17 protein-coding genes are annotated in these 17439 nt (G+C 60.4%); 9 read left to right on the top strand and 8 right to left on the bottom strand.

Features of this window, described 5'->3' with window-relative positions; translation table 11 throughout:
- The 4 genes from R6U20_RS05730 to R6U20_RS05715 all read left to right on the top strand — a co-directional run.
- Positions 1-192, top strand: a 192-nt coding sequence (locus tag R6U20_RS05730) for a hypothetical protein (RefSeq protein ID WP_410336905.1), incomplete at its 5' end; no start/stop codon positions are given.
- Between the two features lie 99 nt (positions 193-291).
- Positions 292-990, top strand: coding sequence for a hypothetical protein (locus R6U20_RS05725; RefSeq protein ID WP_410336904.1), 699 nt, complete (start codon positions 292-294; stop codon positions 988-990).
- Positions 942-2126: a bifunctional diaminohydroxyphosphoribosylaminopyrimidine deaminase/5-amino-6-(5-phosphoribosylamino)uracil reductase RibD gene (gene ribD / locus R6U20_RS05720; protein ID WP_410336903.1), complete on the top strand. Its 1185-nt coding sequence runs from the start codon at positions 942-944 to the stop codon at positions 2124-2126. The genes R6U20_RS05725 and ribD overlap by 49 nt, the downstream gene beginning before the upstream one ends.
- 680 nt (positions 2127-2806) lie before the next feature.
- Positions 2807-4303, top strand: a complete 1497-nt coding sequence (locus R6U20_RS05715; protein ID WP_410336906.1) for a S10 family peptidase — start codon at positions 2807-2809, stop codon at positions 4301-4303.
- Positions 4304-4497: 194 nt separating this feature from the next.
- Here R6U20_RS05715 and R6U20_RS05710 read toward each other — a convergent pair whose 3' ends face one another.
- The 3 genes from R6U20_RS05710 to R6U20_RS05700 form a co-directional block, all read right to left on the bottom strand.
- Positions 4498-4731, bottom strand: coding sequence for a hypothetical protein (locus tag R6U20_RS05710; protein ID WP_410336902.1), 234 nt, complete (start codon positions 4729-4731; stop codon positions 4498-4500).
- Positions 4732-4764: 33 nt separating this feature from the next.
- Positions 4765-5259, bottom strand: coding sequence for a Uma2 family endonuclease (locus R6U20_RS05705; protein WP_410336901.1), 495 nt, complete (start codon positions 5257-5259; stop codon positions 4765-4767).
- A 63-nt stretch (positions 5260-5322) separates the two neighbouring features.
- The gene (locus R6U20_RS05700) at positions 5323-7920 is read right to left on the bottom strand and encodes a M14 family zinc carboxypeptidase (protein WP_410336900.1); all 2598 of its coding nucleotides are present in this window, start codon (positions 7918-7920) and stop codon (positions 5323-5325) included.
- Between the two features lie 176 nt (positions 7921-8096).
- Between R6U20_RS05700 and R6U20_RS05695 the strand changes: the two genes are divergently transcribed.
- Entirely contained in the window at positions 8097-9467 is a 1371-nt protein-coding gene (locus R6U20_RS05695; RefSeq protein WP_410336899.1) for an NRAMP family divalent metal transporter, read from the top strand.
- 41 nt (positions 9468-9508) lie between these two features.
- Here R6U20_RS05695 and R6U20_RS05690 read toward each other — a convergent pair whose 3' ends face one another.
- The 5 genes from R6U20_RS05690 to R6U20_RS05670 form a co-directional block, all read right to left on the bottom strand.
- Positions 9509-10690 carry a M20 family metallopeptidase gene (locus R6U20_RS05690; protein ID WP_410336898.1) on the bottom strand — a complete coding sequence of 394 codons (1182 nt, stop codon included), beginning with the start codon at positions 10688-10690 and terminating at the stop codon, positions 9509-9511.
- A 28-nt stretch (positions 10691-10718) separates the two neighbouring features.
- Positions 10719-11327, bottom strand: a complete 609-nt coding sequence (locus R6U20_RS05685) for a flavin reductase (protein WP_410336897.1) — start codon at positions 11325-11327, stop codon at positions 10719-10721.
- Positions 11328-11674: 347 nt separating this feature from the next.
- The gene (locus tag R6U20_RS05680; RefSeq protein ID WP_410336896.1) at positions 11675-12874 is read right to left on the bottom strand and encodes a M20/M25/M40 family metallo-hydrolase; all 1200 of its coding nucleotides are present in this window, start codon (positions 12872-12874) and stop codon (positions 11675-11677) included.
- Positions 12875-12970: 96 nt separating this feature from the next.
- On the bottom strand, positions 12971-13270 hold the full coding sequence (locus tag R6U20_RS05675; RefSeq protein ID WP_410336895.1) for a hypothetical protein: 300 nt from the start codon (positions 13268-13270) through the stop codon (positions 12971-12973).
- The gene (locus R6U20_RS05670; protein ID WP_410336894.1) at positions 13240-14721 is read right to left on the bottom strand and encodes a GNAT family N-acetyltransferase; all 1482 of its coding nucleotides are present in this window, start codon (positions 14719-14721) and stop codon (positions 13240-13242) included. Before R6U20_RS05670 ends, R6U20_RS05675 begins: the two co-directional genes overlap by 31 nt.
- A 720-nt stretch (positions 14722-15441) precedes the next feature.
- Between R6U20_RS05670 and R6U20_RS05665 the strand changes: the two genes are divergently transcribed.
- The 4 genes from R6U20_RS05665 to R6U20_RS05650 all read left to right on the top strand — a co-directional run.
- Positions 15442-15693, top strand: a complete 252-nt coding sequence (locus R6U20_RS05665; protein ID WP_410336893.1) for a hypothetical protein — start codon at positions 15442-15444, stop codon at positions 15691-15693.
- 14 nt (positions 15694-15707) lie between these two features.
- The gene (locus R6U20_RS05660) at positions 15708-16460 is read left to right on the top strand and encodes a YebC/PmpR family DNA-binding transcriptional regulator (RefSeq protein WP_410336892.1); all 753 of its coding nucleotides are present in this window, start codon (positions 15708-15710) and stop codon (positions 16458-16460) included.
- A 41-nt stretch (positions 16461-16501) separates the two neighbouring features.
- A complete protein-coding gene (gene ruvC, locus R6U20_RS05655; protein ID WP_410336891.1) occupies positions 16502-17044 on the top strand; it encodes a crossover junction endodeoxyribonuclease RuvC in 543 nt (180 codons plus the stop codon).
- A 131-nt stretch (positions 17045-17175) separates the two neighbouring features.
- Positions 17176-17439 (top strand): hypothetical protein (locus R6U20_RS05650; RefSeq protein ID WP_410336890.1); only part of this gene is annotated, 264 nt, incomplete at its 3' end.

Below are 17439 nucleotides of genomic sequence, written 5' to 3'. Positions count from 1 at the left end.
GACGGTGGCATCCAACCCGCCCGGTTCCCCAACACCCATTCCGCGGTGCCGCTGGAGGGCTCCTCCCACGTCCTCCTGACGTCCGAGATGCTCTACTGCCCCTTTGAAGGCCTCGCCGTGGCCGACGTCTCCGACCCTGCTTATCCCAGATCGTCGCTCCGCTCCGTCTGGGATGACGGTGTGGGGGCATAAACAAGCATTTCTGCATGTTCAATAGCGATCATATGTATAGCACAACGCATTCTGAGAGAGATGCGTTACTACCCCAAGATTGACCTGTGACACGACACTATGTCTATCGTCAAATACTTTTTTGAGGAGCCTGCGCTTCTGGAGACGCCCGCGCCCGATGCCAATCCGGATGCGCGCCGCCGCACCGAGCGCTCCGCCAATGCCGACCGCGACCCGGATGCCGACACGCTGCGCGCGCTTCTGAATCCGGCCACCGCCTACCGGGGCTACCTCGCCGGTACCGATCTGGACGCCGACCGCGTGGGACTTACGGCGCTTCCTGTTATGGATGCGATGGTTCATGCCCTCACGGCGGTCGTTGCGCATCCCCACGCATGCGGCATTGCCCCCAATGGCACACTCGAAGCCGACCTGGACGGCCAAGCAGTGCAGGCGCGCTGGGCTGACCCGCAGGGCGAGCGCGTGCTGGCCTTTGCCGACACGCCCATCGACCCGGCACCGCTCCGCGACGTAGCCGAACACGCACGGCGCGAGGCCTCTTCGGCGCTGCGTACGCTCATGGAAGCGGGCACGACCGTCTTCTTCAGCGAACCAGCCCACGACGGCTTCGATTGGAGCTTTTTCAGCCCGGTGCCCGTACGCGACGCCCTTACTCATGCGCTCCGCACGCACGTATCCGACGACCACGTGCGCTGCTTTGTGCTGCCGTTTCAGAAGGCACGCTCTGAATCCAAATTCTACTTTGAGCAATGGCAACTGAATCAGGCCTCGCTGCCGACGTACATCCAGGAAGTGTAGACGATGCTGCATCTGCTCAGTGGATACAACACTGCCTTGCTCTGGCACAGCGCGGAGCCGGACACGTCAGTCCCAACCCCATGGTGGGGGCGGTCCTGGTGGATACGGGGGGCTCGGTGCTTGCCGAGGGCTGGCACGCCGAATACGGCAACGCCCACGCCGAAGCCGCAGCCATTCGCCGTGCACTGAATACGCACGGTCCGGAGCCCCTTCGCGATGCGACGCTCTACGTGAATCTGGAGCCGTGCAGTCATCACGGCAAAACGCCGCCGTGCAGCAACCTCATCATCGAGACCGGCATTCCGCGCGTGGTGGTGGGCACCGTCGATCCGTATCCAGAAGTGGCCGGGCGCGGCATTGAGCGGATGCGGGCGCACGGCGTGGATGTGACAGTGGGGGTCGAGGAAGAGGCGTGTAAGCGTCTGAACGAGGCGTTCTTTCACCATGTGGAGACGGGGCGTCCGCTGCTCACGCTCAAGATTGCGCAAACCCTTGACGGGCGGATCGCCACGACCACAGGGCACAGCCAGTGGATCTCGGGCCCCGAGGCGCGTACGAAAGTCCACCAGTGGCGGGCCGATCTCGACGGCGTGCTCGTAGGCCGCGGCACCGCTGCTGCCGACGATCCGCGCCTCACGGTGCGCCATGTCGATGGGCCGCAGCCGCATCGCCTTGTGATCGACCGCACGGGCGCGCTCTCGCCGGAGTTGCAGCTCTTTACCGATGACCACGCGGCCGCTACGATTGCTGTAATCGGTGCAGAGCGGGCGGCGCCTGCCTATGCCGAGGCGCTCACCGCACGCGGCGGACAGATCCTGCGCATCCCTGAAACCCCCGAGGGCCACCTTGACCTGCACGCGCTGCTTGCACACCTGGGCGCTCCCGACGGCCCCACGGATCGTCCGTTGCAATCCCTTTTGGTGGAGGCAGGGCCGGGCCTGGCCACGGCGCTCTTTCGGCAGGATCTGGTGGATCGCTTCTTCTGCTTCATTGCGCCCAAGGTGGTGGGCACCGGCATGCCGAGCGTGCGCGACCTGGGCATTCGCCAGATGGATGCCGCCCGCACCTTCGCCGACGCGTGCTGGACAACCGTTGGCGATGACCTGCTCTTTCAGGGCTACATGCGCGCGGTGTAATATCAACGCTGCATGCTTTGCTGGGGGCCTCCCAAATATGCCAACAGGATGGAGCAGCGGGGCCGTAGGTCATGCCTGTTGTGTCTCTAAACAGCTGCGTCACAAGGCAGAGCCTCGCGATGAGTGAGCCATGCAGAGCCTTGCGACGAGTGGGGGAGGACGAAGCAATTTATGCGTTTCAAGTCGGCGTTGAGCCCTGCTCGGCAGTATGAGATCGCCGCGCTCGCTCCGCTCACTCGCGATGACACCCTATCGTATTTTTGTTGACCTACATAAGTGATTACGATGCATATGAAAGGGGCCTGTGTAGCCGCTATCGTCATGCTGAACGCAGTGAAGCATCTCAGGTCACGCGGGCGGAGCACCTGCTTCGGGGGGCACGGTGCGGTGCTCCGGTGCGAGGCGCGATTTCAAGCGTGCGAGGTCGGCTTGGCTTTGTGTTTCTCCAAAACAGCGACGGGGCAGATAACGACGGGGCAGATAACGACGGGGCAGAGCCCCTAAACGGTTTGCGTCGCTCGGCGGAGGGGCCAAAGGTCATGCCTGTGGTGCCATGCGACGAGCGTTGTCTGTCTCAATTGATAACACGCGCTTGCTGCTCGTGGCGTGGGCGTTGCATCTGCGGGGGCGGTGCGGTACTTTGAGCGTGTTCTTCCAAACGAACCAATGTGGATATCATGATGCGAACGGGTACGATAACGTGGCTGGTGGGATGCGTGGCGCTGCTGCTGGCGGTGAATGTGCAGGCGCAGGAACGGTCGCTGCCGGTCGATACGACGATTACGCAGAGCGAGGCGGTGACGGTGGATGGCACCGAGATTCCGTACGAGGTGACTACGGGCACGCAGCCGGTGTATCACGACGACGGCCACGCGATGGCGTCGCTCCACTACACGTACTACGAACGCAGTGACGTAGACAACCGCTCGGAGCGTCCGCTCATGATCTCGTTCAACGGCGGCCCCGGCTCGGGCTCTTTGTGGATGCACCTGGGCTACACGAGTCCGAAGCTGCTGGAGATTGACAGTGAGGGCTATCCGATTCAGCCGTACGGCGTGAAAGACAATCCGCATTCGATTATCGATGTGGCGGATATCGTGTACGTAAACCCGGTGAACACGGGCTTTTCGCGTATTGTAGACGATGAAGTCGACCGCGAGCAGTTCTTTGGCGTAGAGGCCGATGTGTCGTATCTGGCCGACTGGCTCGACGTGTTTGTGTCGCGTCAGGGACGGTGGACCTCGCCTAAGTACTTGATTGGTGAGAGCTACGGCACCACCCGCGTGGCCGGGCTTGCGGGGGCGCTGCAAAATAGCCACTGGATGTACTTGAACGGCGTGATTCTCGTGTCGCCCACCGGCATGGGCCTGCAAGCGCCGGGACCGTCGCCCCGCTCCGAGGCACTAAAGCTGCCGTACTACACCGCAGCGGCGTGGTATCATGAGCAACTGGATGCCGACTTGCAAGAGCGCGAACTGGCCGATCTGCTCGAGGAGGTCGAGAACTACACGCTGGATACGTTCGTCCCGGCCCTCTCGCGGGGAGGCATGCTGGATGCCGATCGGCGTCAGCAGATCGCCGAAGAAGTAGCGCGCTACGCTGGGGTGTCTACGCAGACGATTCTGGATCACAACCTGGCGATGCCCGCGTCCTATTTCTGGAAAGAGCTTCTGCGCGACGAGGGCCACACAATTGGCCGCCTCGACTCGCGCTATAAAGGCATCGACCGCCAGAATGCGGGTGAGCGCTACGACTATCCGCCCGAGCTCATTGCCTGGAATCATGCATTCACCCCCGCCATCAATACGTATCTGCGCGATGAACTGGGGCTGGAGACCGACCTGCAGTACAATGTGTTTGGTCCGGTGCGTCCGTGGGAAGGCCAGGGTGATGTGAACGTGGTCGAGGATCTGCGGCAGTCGATGGCGCAGAATCCGTTCTTGCACGTGATGGTGCAGTCGGGCTACTTCGACGGGGCCACGGACTACTTCTCGGCCAAGTACGTGATGTGGAATATGGATCCGAGCGGACGTCTGGGCGACCGGATGCGGTTTGAGGGCTACGAGAGCGGCCACATGATGTATCTGCGCGATGAGGATCTGGAGGCGTCGAACGATCACATCCGCACGTTCATTGAGGCGTCGACTCCGGAGGATGGCGCACCGGCGCGGTATTAGTGCTGCGTCACACGTCATTCCGTGGGTTAAACCAAGATGGATACGCGTGCTGTGCCGTCCCGAAAAGTTCCTGCTAAACACCAAGGAGATGGTTCGACTGCGCTCACCATGACAGGCTTCGTGGGAGGGGGATTGCAGGGCAACCATCAAAATGAGGGTTGACAGAGCAGTAGGCAGCCATATCCGGCGCTCGCTCACGCATCCTCAACCTTCACAATGCGATCCAATCGCACCGTTGAGCCGCTGTCGAGGCGCACATACTCGGCTCCGTCCGCGCTGTAGATATCGTCGATGCGCGCGGTGATGGAGCGCGGGGCATCTGCCTCTGCATCCTGCACGGTAAGCGTGGTGGGCGTGCCCCGCATCATGCGCAGGCCCAGGTCGTCGTAGGCGCGGCAGGCAATAGGCGTATAGTCGGAATCGGGCATGGGGTGGGCGCGGGCGTTTGTGGATGCGTGTAGCTATGTTACGGTACCGGGAAACGTGGGAGCAAGCGCAGATTGATCGCGTGCGCCCGATGCATCGAAGATGGTAATGGCCCCGTCGGGGGGGCGAATCCACACCTCGGCGGCGCCTTCGTTCAAGTAGAGCGCGCGCTTGGCCTCCATCTCGGCATCGGTATTTGTGGGCGACTGCACCTCGACCACCAGCGCGGGCATCACCGGGCTGGCTTCTGCATCGCCCGGCAGCGCCGCGAGTTGCTCCTCAGACATCCAGACCACGCCGGGCACTTTGATGCCTTGTGCGGTCGACACCGCGAACTCGATCGTCGCTTCGCCCGGTTCGGTCACGTGCTCGTCAAGCAGACGCAGGATGCGACTCTGGGCCAGGCTGTGTGCGGGCGTGTGCGGACTCAAAAGAAGCTGGTCGTGCGCGTTCGTTTCTATCTTGTACGGCAGCTGCCGAAGCTGCGGATCGTGCAGCGCCCGGTGCCATGCCGATGCAGTCGAATCCATAACAAGCGCGTGTCGGGAGGCAGAGCATGTGCGTAAAAGGCGAACACGATGCGCCCCCCAGGTTCACGGCGCCTGCGGTCCTACGAGCACGGCGTTTAGGAACAGGCGGTTGCCGCTGCGGAGATAGCCGCGGTAGTTCAGGTCCTCGGCAAACGCAATGACGCGTCCGCTGCCCACGCGTTCTTCGTAGGCAAAGACCGCACCCGGCAGCCGTGCTTCCGACTCGCTCCACATGTGGCCGCTGTAGGTGAAGTCACCGTCCGTGGCGTAGCGGATGCCGGCTCGCTGACCTGGGTTAGGGGCGCCTTCAGGAGGCAGATACAGGCGGTTCGAATCCACCAGCCCGTGAAAGTCGTCGGGCACGCCGGCGGTAAGCCAGTGGTTGCGGTCGATGTCGGTGGCCACCATGGCACCCGGCACGCTCACGCGCAGGCTGTCAGCGCGCTCCTCGTCGTCGTACCACGAGCGCAGAGCAATCAGCTCCAGGTCGCGCGCTACGTCGGTGCCCGAGCCGAGCGTGACGAGCGTACCGCCGTCTTGCACCCACTGGGTCAGGCGCTCCAGCCCCGACTCGCCCGCTTCGCGCTCAATTGCTTCGGTGCCGTAGGTTTCAGGCAAGACAATGGTGTCGTACTCGCTCAGATCGGCGCGGCCCAGCGAGCGCGTGCGTAGGACCGACGCATCCACATCGTACTGGCGGTCGAGCGTAAACCATGCCCATCCAAACGAATACGCCTGGATGCCTTCTTCAGCGAGCAGCGCCACCGAGGGCGTGTCGAGGTAGATGACCTGCCCCGACCCGAGCGACGGACGGTCGCCCTCGGCCAGGCCGGTGCCTACGGCTTCTACCTGCAAGCCGTACTGATCGGCGACATCGCGCATGTCATCGTGCACGCTCGCGCCCGACTGCCCGGCGTACACAATGCCGGTGCCCGCGGTGTAGTCTTCGCCATTCACGCGGGTGCTTTCTTGCAGCATCGCCACGCGGTGGCCGTGTTCTTTCAGGTCGAGGAGCGCCGGTAGCCCTGCGGTCTGCGTGCCATCGATCAGGTAGGCGTAGGAGGCTTCGCCGCCCTGCACGGCGGATTCAGAAGCCGCGGACACCGTGACGCGCTCGGCGCTGAGTCCGCTCCCGTCGGAGGTGCTGTAGCCTTCGATGCCAAAGAGCATGGGCAGCGACCACGCGGTGATGTCGTAGAAGCGCGGGTTTTCGCCCCGGTCTACGCGGTCCCGCGCCTCCTCCAGGAAATCCTGCGGCACCGGCACGTTCGGCTCCAGCAACGCCCGGATGAGCCGGTTGCGGGGCTGCGCGGCATCGACCACGTAGGCGCCCGCCTCGAACGAGCGCGACCCGACCGACGCGCCCGTGCGGTCTTGCACGTTGCTCAGCTGGGCGGATTCGGTGAGCCGGTCCACTTCGATGCCGTTGCGGCGCAACAAGTCAACCGCCTCGGCCAGCAGGTGCGGATCGCCCGATTCGTCGGTCAGCACGTAGCGCTGGGTGCCGTCTTCGCCATCGGCAATGGCCTCGCGGTGGGCTTGCACGTACTCGGTGAGGAGCGTTTCGCGCTCGCTGGCGGTGTGCTCAAGCGCTGCGACGAACCCCGTGTACGGATTCTGTATCGCATCCCCCAGTGTACGTACGGTGCCGTCGGGCCGCGTGAGGGCCAGACCGCGGCTGCTGCCCTGCTCGTAGAGCATGCCCACCGCGCCCTGGTAGCTCATGTACGAGGTCGTGTATCCGGGGTAGAAGTAGTTGTAGCGCTCGCGCGTCATGTAGTCGGTGCCCAGCGTGTCGAGCGAGGCCGCGTGGGCATCTCCAAACGACTCAAACCAGCGCGACGCGAACTCCGGAAAGAACGGACCCACCGGACCGGTGGGCGGATCGACGTAGAACTCTACATCCGAGCCCATTTCGTGGCTGTCGATGCCCGCCTGGGGACGCCAATCTTGCAGCACGGGTACGCGAGCCTGCGTTTCCTTGTGCGTGTGCGCAAACCAGTCGCGGTTGATGTCGAAGTAGTAGTGGCTTGTGCGATATTTCAGCGCCTCCCACGAAGTGAAGTCGTTCGCCCAGTCCTGATTATCGGGGTTGGCATCGGCCCCCATATTATTGTGGTTGTGATGCGCAAACGCGTCGCGTCCGTCTGGATTCAGCATCGGGTCGATGATCACGACTGTGTTTTCCAGAATCGACTGGGTGACGGCGTCGTCTTGCGTGGCGAGGCGCTCCAGCATCTTGAGTGCGGCTTCAGATCCCGACAGCTCAAAGCCATGAATCGACCCGCCAAACCAGAACACCGCCGGCTGATCTTCAATGATGGATTCAGCCTCTGCATCCGACAGGTCGCGCGGATCGCCCAGCGCCTGTGCATTCGCCTGAATCTCGTCGAGGCGTGCGTGGTTTTCGGGAGCCGTTACAATCGCGTGCATGAGCGGGCGTCCTTGCCACGAGGTGCCGCTCTGCTCCACGACCACGCGGTCGGAGGCGTTGGCCACCGCTTGCAGATAGTCCTGCATCTGGTAGGCTTGCGTAACGCGCTCGCCAAACGCATGGCCAGTTACGTCCTCAAAGGCGGGCGCTTGCGCCTGTGCAGAGGCAGGCCCGGCTATGAGCAGCACAAGGGTGAGCAATGCAACGAAACGAGTGGCAACACGCATAGCAGGGTGGGGCATACAGAAAGACAGTTAGGTGTGGACACATAGCATAGCGAATCCGCTCGACGGGCGCAAAAAAAAGGACGGGGCCTTTGTGTAACGGATCTGTTTGGCAAGAATGCGTCCGCCTTGTATATTGGGGATGCGCTGTGTTCTCTTGCATCCGATTGCTGCTTGCCATGCCCACCAGTTCCGCCTCCCGCTTTCGTGCTATTTTGAACGCACTGGGTCCAGGCCTCATCATGGCCGGAGCCGCAATTGGCGTGTCGCACCTGGTGCAGTCCACGCGGGCGGGGGCCGAGTATGGATATATTGCAGCGGTGCTTATTCTGGCAGCGTGCCTGTTTAAGTACCCGTTTCTGGAGTACGGCCCGCGTTACGCTGCTGCCACGGGCGAGAGCCTGCTCGACGGCTACCGGCGTCTTGGCCTCTGGGCGACCGGCGTATTCGGGCTTATCACCGTAGGCACCATGTTCATCGTGCTGGCGAGCGTCACCGCGGTTACGGCGGGACTCATGGGCTGGCTTGTGGGCACGACGCCGAATCTGGCGCTCTGGAGCGGCGTGGTGCTGGGCCTGTGCATCCTCATCTTGATGTGGGGACGCTATCAGTTCCTCGACCGTGCCATGAAATTCATCATGGCCCTGCTGGCCGTGTCGACCCTGGTGGCGGCTGTTGCTGCGCTCGTGGGGCCTGCGCCCGAGATGGTGGAGACGCCTGCCGGTCCGAGCGCGCTGCTCACAACCTCGGGCATTGCCTTCTCGCTGGCGCTCATGGGCTGGATGCCCGTGCCCATCGACATGGCCGCGTGGCACTCGCTGTGGACGCTGGAGCGTGAGCGCGACACGGGCACCCGCCTGGCTCTGCGCGACGTGCAGGCCGATTTTGCCATTGGCTATGCGCTTTCGCTTTTCATGGCGCTGGCGTTTCTGGTATTGGGCACTGCCATCATGTACGGCACGGGCACTGAGTTCGGCAGCGAGCCCGTCCCCTTTGCCACGCAGGTGGTGGATCTGTACACGACCACGCTTGGCGCCTGGGCGGGCACGCTCGTGGGCATTGCGGCGCTGACTACGATGCTCAGCACCACGTTAGCGGTAACGGATGCGTATGGACGCCTCGTGGCGTGGTTTACTGCCTACCTACAGGGCACACCGCTGGCCGCTCGCAGTCTGGCTCGTGCGCCCGAAGCCGTTGCTGCCAGCCCGGAGATCGCGCCCAGCCCCAAACATGCACCCGCCCCCGAGTCCGCCCCCGAGTCCACAGGCGATGTGGAAGCGTTGCAGCGCTACTACCGGCTGGGACTCTTCATCACACCCATCGGCGCGTGGGCGATCCTGGCGCTGCTCGTAAACAGCCTTACCGCCCTGGTTGACGTAGCCACTACGCTTGCCTTCCTGGCCGGGCCCGTTCTCGGTGCCATGAACTACTACCTCGTCTGTAGCGATCACATGCCCGAGCATGCGCGTCCCTCGACCGGCATGCGGGGACTCTCGTGGGCCGGACTCGTGTTTCTCGTGGCCTTTTGTGTGGCGTACGTGGTGGTATAGGCATTTTGGGTCCCGTGGTTTGCCCGCAGGACCGTGGCAGTTCAGGGCGTCTTCCTCAACGAGTTGGACAGAGGGGCAGCCATCAGCAGCAAGGCCAGAAGAGCAGTTCGCTCTACAAGCTTTTTGATATCGACGTGCTCATGCGCAGCGTGGGCCCCACCACCCACGGGTCCGAGGCCATCGAGCGTGGCCGAGAAAGGGCTTGTCTCGTTGCCATCGGAGGCGCCTCCTGCGCGCGCCTCCTCCAGCGTAAGCCCCAACTGCTCACCGGCTTGCAGTGCAAGATGCCATAGCGCACGGTTGCGCGGCGTGCGCTCCATGGGCGGTCGGTGGAAATGCCCGTTCACTGAGAGTGTGACTGTGGGGGTCACGGGTTCGAGAGCGTACATAGCCGCTTCGGTTGCTTTTGCGTCTTCCGCCGTGGTCACACGCACGTCTACCTCAGCGCGGCTCCGCGGCGCCACCACATTGGCCCGCTGCCCTCCCTCAATGGTTCCGACACTGACGCTAACTCCTCGCTCTGGGGCGTTGAGTCTATGCAGATTTTGCACCACATGCGACAGCTCAACAATGGCGCTAGCTCCCCCCTCCGGGTCAAGTCCGGCATGAGCGGCGCGGCCCTTGATCTCGATCGTAAACCGCCCAACGCCCTTCCGTGCCGTCTTGAGTAGCCCCTTCGGTCCAAGTGCCGGTTCCAACACAAATGTCCGCTCCACTGCGCGGGCTAGGCGACGAATACGGGGGCGTGACTCGAAGCTGCCGACCTCCTCATCAGAATTCAGAAAGATGACGGGCTGTAGCGGGGGAGTGAGCGACAGTTGATCCAGGGCCCGCAAGGCAAAGATCATCTGTACGATGCCTCCCTTCATGTCAAGAACCCCGGGACCGTAAAGACGTCCGTCTCGCTGTTCCACGGGCATCTCTGCAAGGGTACCAAGTGGCCAAACGGTGTCGACGTGCCCGAGCATAAGTTGAGCCGGTCTGCTGGCGTCGCCACGGGACGGGCGTGCGTACAATTGTCCACCTGTTTCTTGGCCCGGTAGGCGTAGCAGATCGTACCCCAGTGGATCCAGCGCATCTGCAATGAGCTCGAAGACCGGCCCCTGAGCTTCCGGCACATCCGAGGGAGATTCAGCCTCTGCAAGTGCCTGTAGTAGTGCGAGCAAGTCGGAGCGCTCCTCGTCAACTACGGTAAGTACATCGTGCGCGTAGCCCTCTTTCATAGCTCTTTGCGTTCTGGCCGTCTTTCTTTTACGACGTGAAGTGGTCGGGAAACGGGAAGGTCTGCGATTCACGAATCGTGGCAAATCGTCCGGGATGCAGATACGCCAAAAGCGGAGCGTCGTAGATCAACTGCTGATCTTCTTGATCGGAGGTACGCAGCGCCTCCTCGTGCACGTGGACGGCAACAATGCGCCCAATAATGAGGCTCTGGTCGCCAAAGTCATCTACGATTCGATCGAGCTCGCACTCAAGCCGGAGGTAGGCATCGCGCAGAAAAATGCTGTCTACAAGGGAAGCATCGGTGGTAGGAATCTGATCCAGGATGGGCTGATCGGTACCACAGCCACAGTCCGACTGGCGCGGTGACGCCGTAAGACTGGCCACGGTTACGCTGTTGGGCCATGGATAGCTTACTGTAAAAGCACCGTGATGCTTGGCGTTATGGTACGTGCCGTGCGCGGGCGTGCAGATGAACCCGAAATAGTTTTCCCATCCCAGCGGCATCGCCATGTGTTTAGGGGCCAGGTTGTAGTCCTCGCCTTCTTTCGTACCTACCACAACAAGCGGAGCCACGACGAAGACGCGCTTCCAGAACGAGGTTTCGATATCAAGCGACACGAATTTGTCCGATTCCATAAGGCGTCCTCCGTTATAAATGGACAGAGCGGGGTGAGGTAGCTACTGTTGTGTCACGCGTCAATCTTTAGGGGGCAACATGCCCTGCTCACATGATGTCACCTTGAACGTCGGGCCCCCTGTTGAGGGAAAGATCTCTCTGAAGTAGGCAGGATCTCCTGTCTATCTGGAGCTACCTGGAGCTACCTGGAGCTACCAAGCCCCAAGGAGATGGTTCGACTGCGCTCACCATGACAGACTTCGTGGGAGGATGATTGCAGAGCAACCATCAAAATGAGGATGGGCACAGCACTAAAATGATGTGGCCTGCATGACAACCACGGACCATTGCACCGCTCCCCAGCGGTTCAAGGTGTGTCTTGCGAGACGCCCCCCTCCTCGCGCGATGGAGCCAGTAACAATGACGCGAGTAGGGCGCACCGGTCAAGCGTCTGGTCGACGTATATGAATTCGTGCTCTGCATGAGCACCATCTCCTACTGCGCCAAGCCCATCGAGGGTGGCAGTGTACGGACTCGTCAGGTTGCCATCGGAGGCACCGCCTGCGCGCGCCTCGTTCAATTCAAGCCCAAGGTGATGCCCAAGGGCTTGCGCCTGCCTCCACAGATACCGGTTTTCTGAGGTTCGCTCCAACGGTGGACGGTCGACCGCCCCGCAGACCTCTACAGTAACTCTGGGCGATGTAGCCTCAATGCCGCGGATGGTCTCTCCTATAATACGGGCATCTTCGCGTGTAACAACGCGCACGTCAACGGCCATCCGACCATATGCCCGTCCCGTAGGCCGATCTTTACGATGCCCCTCAATCTTGCCCACATTGATGGTGATGCCCCGCTCCGCATCTGCAAGGGCATGCAAGCGCTGCACAAGATTCGACATCTCCAAAACGACTTGATCTTCGCCCGATGCATCTGTAGGACGCACGGTAAGCGTCATCTCGCCTGTGCCTTTACGGGCTGTTTTGAGATTGCCCTCCAGTCCAAGAGCAGGCTCGGCAACGAACACACGATGGCTAAGTCGCCCCAGTCGTTCGATGTACGGCTTCGACTCGAAGCTACCAATTTCCTCGTCGGTCGTGATGAGCACGAGCGGACACAGTGCAGGAGACAGATCGAGTGCGTAGAGCGTCCGGAGAGCAAACACGATGGAGGTAAGCCCGGCCTTCATGTCAAATGCCCCCGGCCCACGCAGCACATTTTCTTTTCGGATGACAGGCATCTCGTTGAGCGTGCCGAGGGGCCATACGGTATCGCTGTGCCCAAGGAGAAGCTGACATGGTGTCCCGCGCGACCGACGAGCTGGGCGTGCGTACAGGGCCCCGCCGGTCTTCGTGCCTGGCAGGTGGGTAACATGGAACCCAAGATCTGCCATCGCATCAGCCAGAAGATGCTGGGCTTCGGCCTGAGCCGTTGGATCCGTGGACGGAGACTCGGCTCGTATTAGTCGGGTCAGAAATTCGATATAGGCATCTTCATGGGCGTGCACGTACCGGGCGATAGCGCCTGCAGGCACCGTTGTTGAAGCCGTTTTCGATAGCACATGCTCCATAAGGGCAGGGACAAAGCGATATGACGACGATAGGCAGATTGGACGCCTGCGCGCTTACGGTGTTCGCCTCTCACTCTATTTTGGGGTTAGAACAGGCTACCGTGCAGAGCGCTCGCGTTCGACCAGCATTTCGATATCGAATTGTTCCTCAAGTGCCAACAGTTCAAGGATCTCCCGAAAGATATCGGGGGGCTCAAGCAGCACAATGTCGATGTCTTGTGCCTGCAGTCTACAGAGCGCCATAATGCCCTCTGTGTCCACCAGTCGTGCCTGCGACAGATCAATCCGGCACCGGGCTGCATCGTCGAGGTGATATTCCATGTGGCGCACAGCCATCAGGTTGAAGTCGCGCCGGATGCGCACCGTCAGGGTGTTTTCGTTACGTTCGAGTTCCATGATAGGTCTTCCATAACGTGATCCTTGAGCATAACGGCGAGGTCAGAGTAGACCTCGATGGCATCCGGGTTCAGGGTAACCATTGGCTGTTGTAGGCGTAGGTAGTCGCGTTCGCCATGGAAACGCGGCATGAGCCCTGCAAGAACGAAGTGGGCATCTCGAAGCATCGACGTAGCGGCGGGCGTGCTCGGGGTGTCGATTGGAAGATCAACGTACGCTACGTTTATCTCTTCGTCTTTCAGGTCGGTTAGTACCTGCTGAATCTGCTCCACAAGGTCGGCCCCTACGGTCTCTACTACAAACGTGACGTGTTTGAAGCTGTATCGGATGCGCGTATCCATTTCTGTTGTATCCGGCAGTTGATCGGCAGGCGTAGCGTCGTGACATACCTGCAGGGTGTCTACGCCGAGCGCATTGTAGATCCGTCGAAGCATATCTTCGTACGGAGTCGGAAGATATGCGCGGACCGTCTCGTATGGTATTAGGGGCCGGAAGTCAATGACAATGGAGATCGGCTGTGTGAAGTCGCCCGTGATGTTGCGGAATCGCTGCGGTGGAAAAAGTCCGAGCAGAAACGCAGTCGACTCCATTCCGAAGTGGGCGTTCACCCGCTGGCTGAAGTTGTGCACGGTAAGCGCTTCGCCAAACACGCCGCTTAGCCCTCGTTCGTTTGCCTGATCGATCAGCGCACCAAGCATCCGCTTCATCAATCCGCGACGGCGATGGTTCGGATCCACGACCGCTTCAGCCACCTCCCCGATGTTGGAACCCGAAATATTGAGTACTGCGAAATAGCCCACGGCGCGTCCCTGGTCCGTACGCACAAGCACACCAGACTTTTCGCCCTGCTCCAGCGCCCGCTCAATCCGGTCAGGGTAGTAGAGCTCTTCGCGAACGTAGGTATAGCCATACGTTCGATAGATGAGCTTTGCAATTTCCTCTGCCTCATGCGGTTGGACACCCGAAATCGTGTATGACACGTCGTCGCGGTCCGCATCGGGAACGTCCGGCTCAAGCGTGACATAGTCCGCGATATGTTCGGATTCGATGTGCTGGACAATCCGAAACTCTTTGCCTTCGCGCCCCCGGTTGAGAAAAGCAAAGTCGTCAACGCAGTGTCGCACCACGGTAAAGCCGGCTCCTTCAAAGCGCCCCTCGTTAATGGCTTGTTTGGGGTCGTACGTGTACCGGGTGAGATCGAACGGCTCCCCCTTTTCGTGGATAATCACTTCCGCCTTTAACAGATCTGAGCGGAACGTGACTGTGAAGGTGCCGCTACTCGCCGGAAAAGCAAAGCGCACCACGTCTGTTACGAGTTCATCAACAGCCAGCGCTAAACGCAAGGCGCGCGCATCAGACAGTCCCACATTGAGCCCCCATTTGTAGGCATAGTCCGTCGTGGGACCGATGACGCTAACGTGATCCGGCAGGTGAAGCGTATGGTCATTCATCGCAACAATGCGTCTTAGGAGGCGTCTTAGGAGCCAGCCCTTTCATGATAATTGAGACGTATTTTCTCCCATAATAAGCAGCGAATATCATCCACGCAAGCTCCTGAAGAGCAAAACAGGTATATAAAGGGGCAAAGCGTGCGTATACAGAAACCTTTTTACGTCGCAACCTGACAAAGAGCTGGCGCTCAGTGTCGCATTGTGAGCGTTGCGAACGGGTGCTCCCGGAACGCAATCCCGGTATCTGTTTAGCGGGCTTCAATAAACGTCCGGGATATCCTTCTAACAGCTGTCGGAATACTGATCCCGGGTTAAAGAAATGCGCGATGCGGAGGACGCTCCTGCCACCCCGAATTCGCCTCCTCTGCCGCGCGACGCACTTTTTTAGGGGTACTACAAGCATGACTCTTCGGGCTCCTCCGCCCCGTTCTTTACGCTGGAAGTAGATGGTTTTCGTTCACCCGTTCATCCTTCGACCCATCCATAGACCAACGAAGCATGCGGAGTTGGTATCACTACTCGCTTTTCGAGCCCGGCGCTTGATTTGTATCTGTTTAGCCCCCTCGTCGCATGGCTCTGCCCCGTTGAATTGGTCTACACACCGCCCGGGACGTTCTTCCCAGAACGGTTGGAATACCATTCCCGGGTTACAAGTCGCTAAACACGTACCTTGATTTGGTGGGGAAGATCGGCGTATGCATCCCCAAAGCGAGACGGGGCATGGGAGGTCGACAGCTGATCGGAATCAATTTTGTCTATTGCGCCTGCCTGCTGATCGGCAGATCGCACGTTCTGTTGATGATGCCCCTGTTGATGATGCCCCTGTTGATGATGCCCCTGTTGATGATGCGCCTGTTGATGATGCGCCTGTTGATGATGCGCCTGTTGATGATGCGCCGAGGTTGGGCCAACGAATCCCCTCCGCATCCCTTTCGTACCAGTTCTACTGCACACCCAGCACTCTGCGAATAGACTCCGGATACGGCATGGCTGGACACAATAAATGGTCGAAGATTAAGCGACAGAAAGCCAAAGAGGACAAGAAGAAGTCCAAAATATGGGCGCGGCTCTCGCGCGAGATCGCAACAGCCGCTCGCGAGGGCGGAGGCGACCCCGAGATGAACGCGACTCTGGCCAATGCCATTGAGCGGGCCGAGGCCGAGAATATGGCCAAAGACACCATCGAGCGCGCTATTAAGCGGGGCACGGGCGAACTCGAAGGGCAAAACTACGAACCGGTCAGCTACGAGGGCTATGCCCCACACGGCGTGGCGGTGTTCATCGAGGCAATGACCGACAACAACAACCGCACTGTCGCTGACCTACGGCACCTGTTCAGCACGCACAACGGCAATTTGGGCAAAGACGGATCCGTTGGCTACCTCTTTGAGCAGAAAGGGGAGATTCAGGTGCCAACTGGTGCTGTCGACGAGCTGGAGCTGTTCGAACGGGTGGTCGAGGCGGGCGCTGAAGACCTGCGCACCGAAGACGACACCTATGTCGTTACCACGCCGGTAGAGACGTTCACCGATGTGGAAGATGCCCTGGAGGCCGCCGAAATCCCTGTCGAAGACGCTGATCTGCTGCGCATCCCCGCGACCACCGTATCGCTTGATGCGTCGGAGGCGGAGCAGGTGCGTGCGCTCGTCGAAGCCATTGAGGATCACGACGATGTGGATGCGGTGTACACGACGCTCGCCGACGATGGGGAGGCGCTCTCGCTCCACTCTGACGACTAACGCCTGCCTGCTGCTTTTCTTGTTTGATAGCCTGCACTCGCATGACCATTCTTGGCATCGACCCCGGATCCAACTGCACTGGCTATGGTGTGGTAGAGGCGACCGGATCCGACGAAACCACTCCGGCGCAGGGCGTTATTCGGCTGGGCAGCGGTACGCCGCATATCGACCGGCTCAAGCAGATCTATGATGCTGTGGTCGAGCTCATCGACACGCACACGCCCGAGGTGTTGGCTATTGAGATGCCGGTGTACGGCAAAAACCCGCAGTCGATGTTGAAGCTGGGCCGTGCGCAAGCGGCCGCCATGATGGCTGGGCTGAACCACAAGCTGGATGTGGTACAGTACACGCCGAAAGAGGTGAAGAAGTCCGTGACCGGGAACGGCAACGCCTCGAAGCGGCAGGTGCGCTACATGATCCATGCGATTCTGGATATGGATGGCGCTGCTGATGACATTGCGCTCGACGCCTCCGACGCGCTGGCGATTGCGCTCTGTCATACCAACCGCCGCTCGCACGGCGCCACCGAGCAGTACAGTGGCTGGGGCAGCTTTGTGGATGCCAATCCCGATCGCGTGCAGTAACGATCTGGCTCAGAGACTGCTGTCGGGGGTGTCGGAGGAGAGCACTTGCAATATGACAGTTGCCCGAATGCAGTATCTCTCTACTGCTGTGTCACGCATAAATGGTTGGGTAGCTCACGCGAATGATTGTCATGGAAGTCCACAAAAGATCCCGGATCAGCGGCGCCAGCGGCGCCAGGGGCGCCTTGCCTGTCCTGAACTCGATTCAGGATCTGGATGACTATAAAGTGGGAGTCCATGCGTTACCCTATGAATCACGTGTGGCACAGCACTACTATAGTGTCAACGCCTATCTTTCTTCTCCAACCCAGACAGAAAACGGTTTAGAGTTTGAGGCTACACTGGAAAACAGAGGTAAAGTAGCTTTCTTTTTTCCTTCTCAATTAACAATTTAT

This window comes from Longimonas sp. (assembly GCF_046498435.1).
Lineage (GTDB): Bacteria > Bacteroidota > Rhodothermia > Rhodothermales > Salinibacteraceae > Longimonas.
Note: the sequence above shows the minus strand (reverse complement) of the source record. Positions and strands in the feature narration are given on the sequence as shown.

What these genes read in the sequence shown, in the direction of transcription:
- R6U20_RS05705 (WP_410336901.1), bottom strand. Translation starts at nt 5,259, where the DNA reads ATGGATTCGACTGCATCGGCATGGCACCGGGCGCTGCACGATCCGCAG.
- R6U20_RS05665 (WP_410336893.1), top strand. Translation starts at nt 15,442, where the DNA reads ATGGGAGGTCGACAGCTGATCGGAATCAATTTTGTCTATTGCGCCTGC.
- R6U20_RS05680 (WP_410336896.1), bottom strand. Translation starts at nt 12,874, where the DNA reads ATGGAGCATGTGCTATCGAAAACGGCTTCAACAACGGTGCCTGCAGGC.
- ruvC (WP_410336891.1), top strand. Translation starts at nt 16,502, where the DNA reads ATGACCATTCTTGGCATCGACCCCGGATCCAACTGCACTGGCTATGGT.
- R6U20_RS05725 (WP_410336904.1), top strand. Translation starts at nt 292, where the DNA reads ATGTCTATCGTCAAATACTTTTTTGAGGAGCCTGCGCTTCTGGAGACG.
- R6U20_RS05690 (WP_410336898.1), bottom strand. Translation starts at nt 10,690, where the DNA reads ATGAAAGAGGGCTACGCGCACGATGTACTTACCGTAGTTGACGAGGAG.
- R6U20_RS05660 (WP_410336892.1), top strand. Translation starts at nt 15,708, where the DNA reads ATGGCTGGACACAATAAATGGTCGAAGATTAAGCGACAGAAAGCCAAA.
- R6U20_RS05695 (WP_410336899.1), top strand. Translation starts at nt 8,097, where the DNA reads ATGCCCACCAGTTCCGCCTCCCGCTTTCGTGCTATTTTGAACGCACTG.
- R6U20_RS05675 (WP_410336895.1), bottom strand. Translation starts at nt 13,270, where the DNA reads ATGGAACTCGAACGTAACGAAAACACCCTGACGGTGCGCATCCGGCGC.
- R6U20_RS05685 (WP_410336897.1), bottom strand. Translation starts at nt 11,327, where the DNA reads ATGGAATCGGACAAATTCGTGTCGCTTGATATCGAAACCTCGTTCTGG.
- R6U20_RS05715 (WP_410336906.1), top strand. Translation starts at nt 2,807, where the DNA reads ATGCGAACGGGTACGATAACGTGGCTGGTGGGATGCGTGGCGCTGCTG.
- ribD (WP_410336903.1), top strand. Translation starts at nt 942, where the DNA reads ATGGCAACTGAATCAGGCCTCGCTGCCGACGTACATCCAGGAAGTGTA.
- R6U20_RS05700 (WP_410336900.1), bottom strand. Translation starts at nt 7,920, where the DNA reads ATGCGTGTTGCCACTCGTTTCGTTGCATTGCTCACCCTTGTGCTGCTC.
- R6U20_RS05670 (WP_410336894.1), bottom strand. Translation starts at nt 14,721, where the DNA reads ATGAATGACCATACGCTTCACCTGCCGGATCACGTTAGCGTCATCGGT.
- R6U20_RS05710 (WP_410336902.1), bottom strand. Translation starts at nt 4,731, where the DNA reads ATGCCCGATTCCGACTATACGCCTATTGCCTGCCGCGCCTACGACGAC.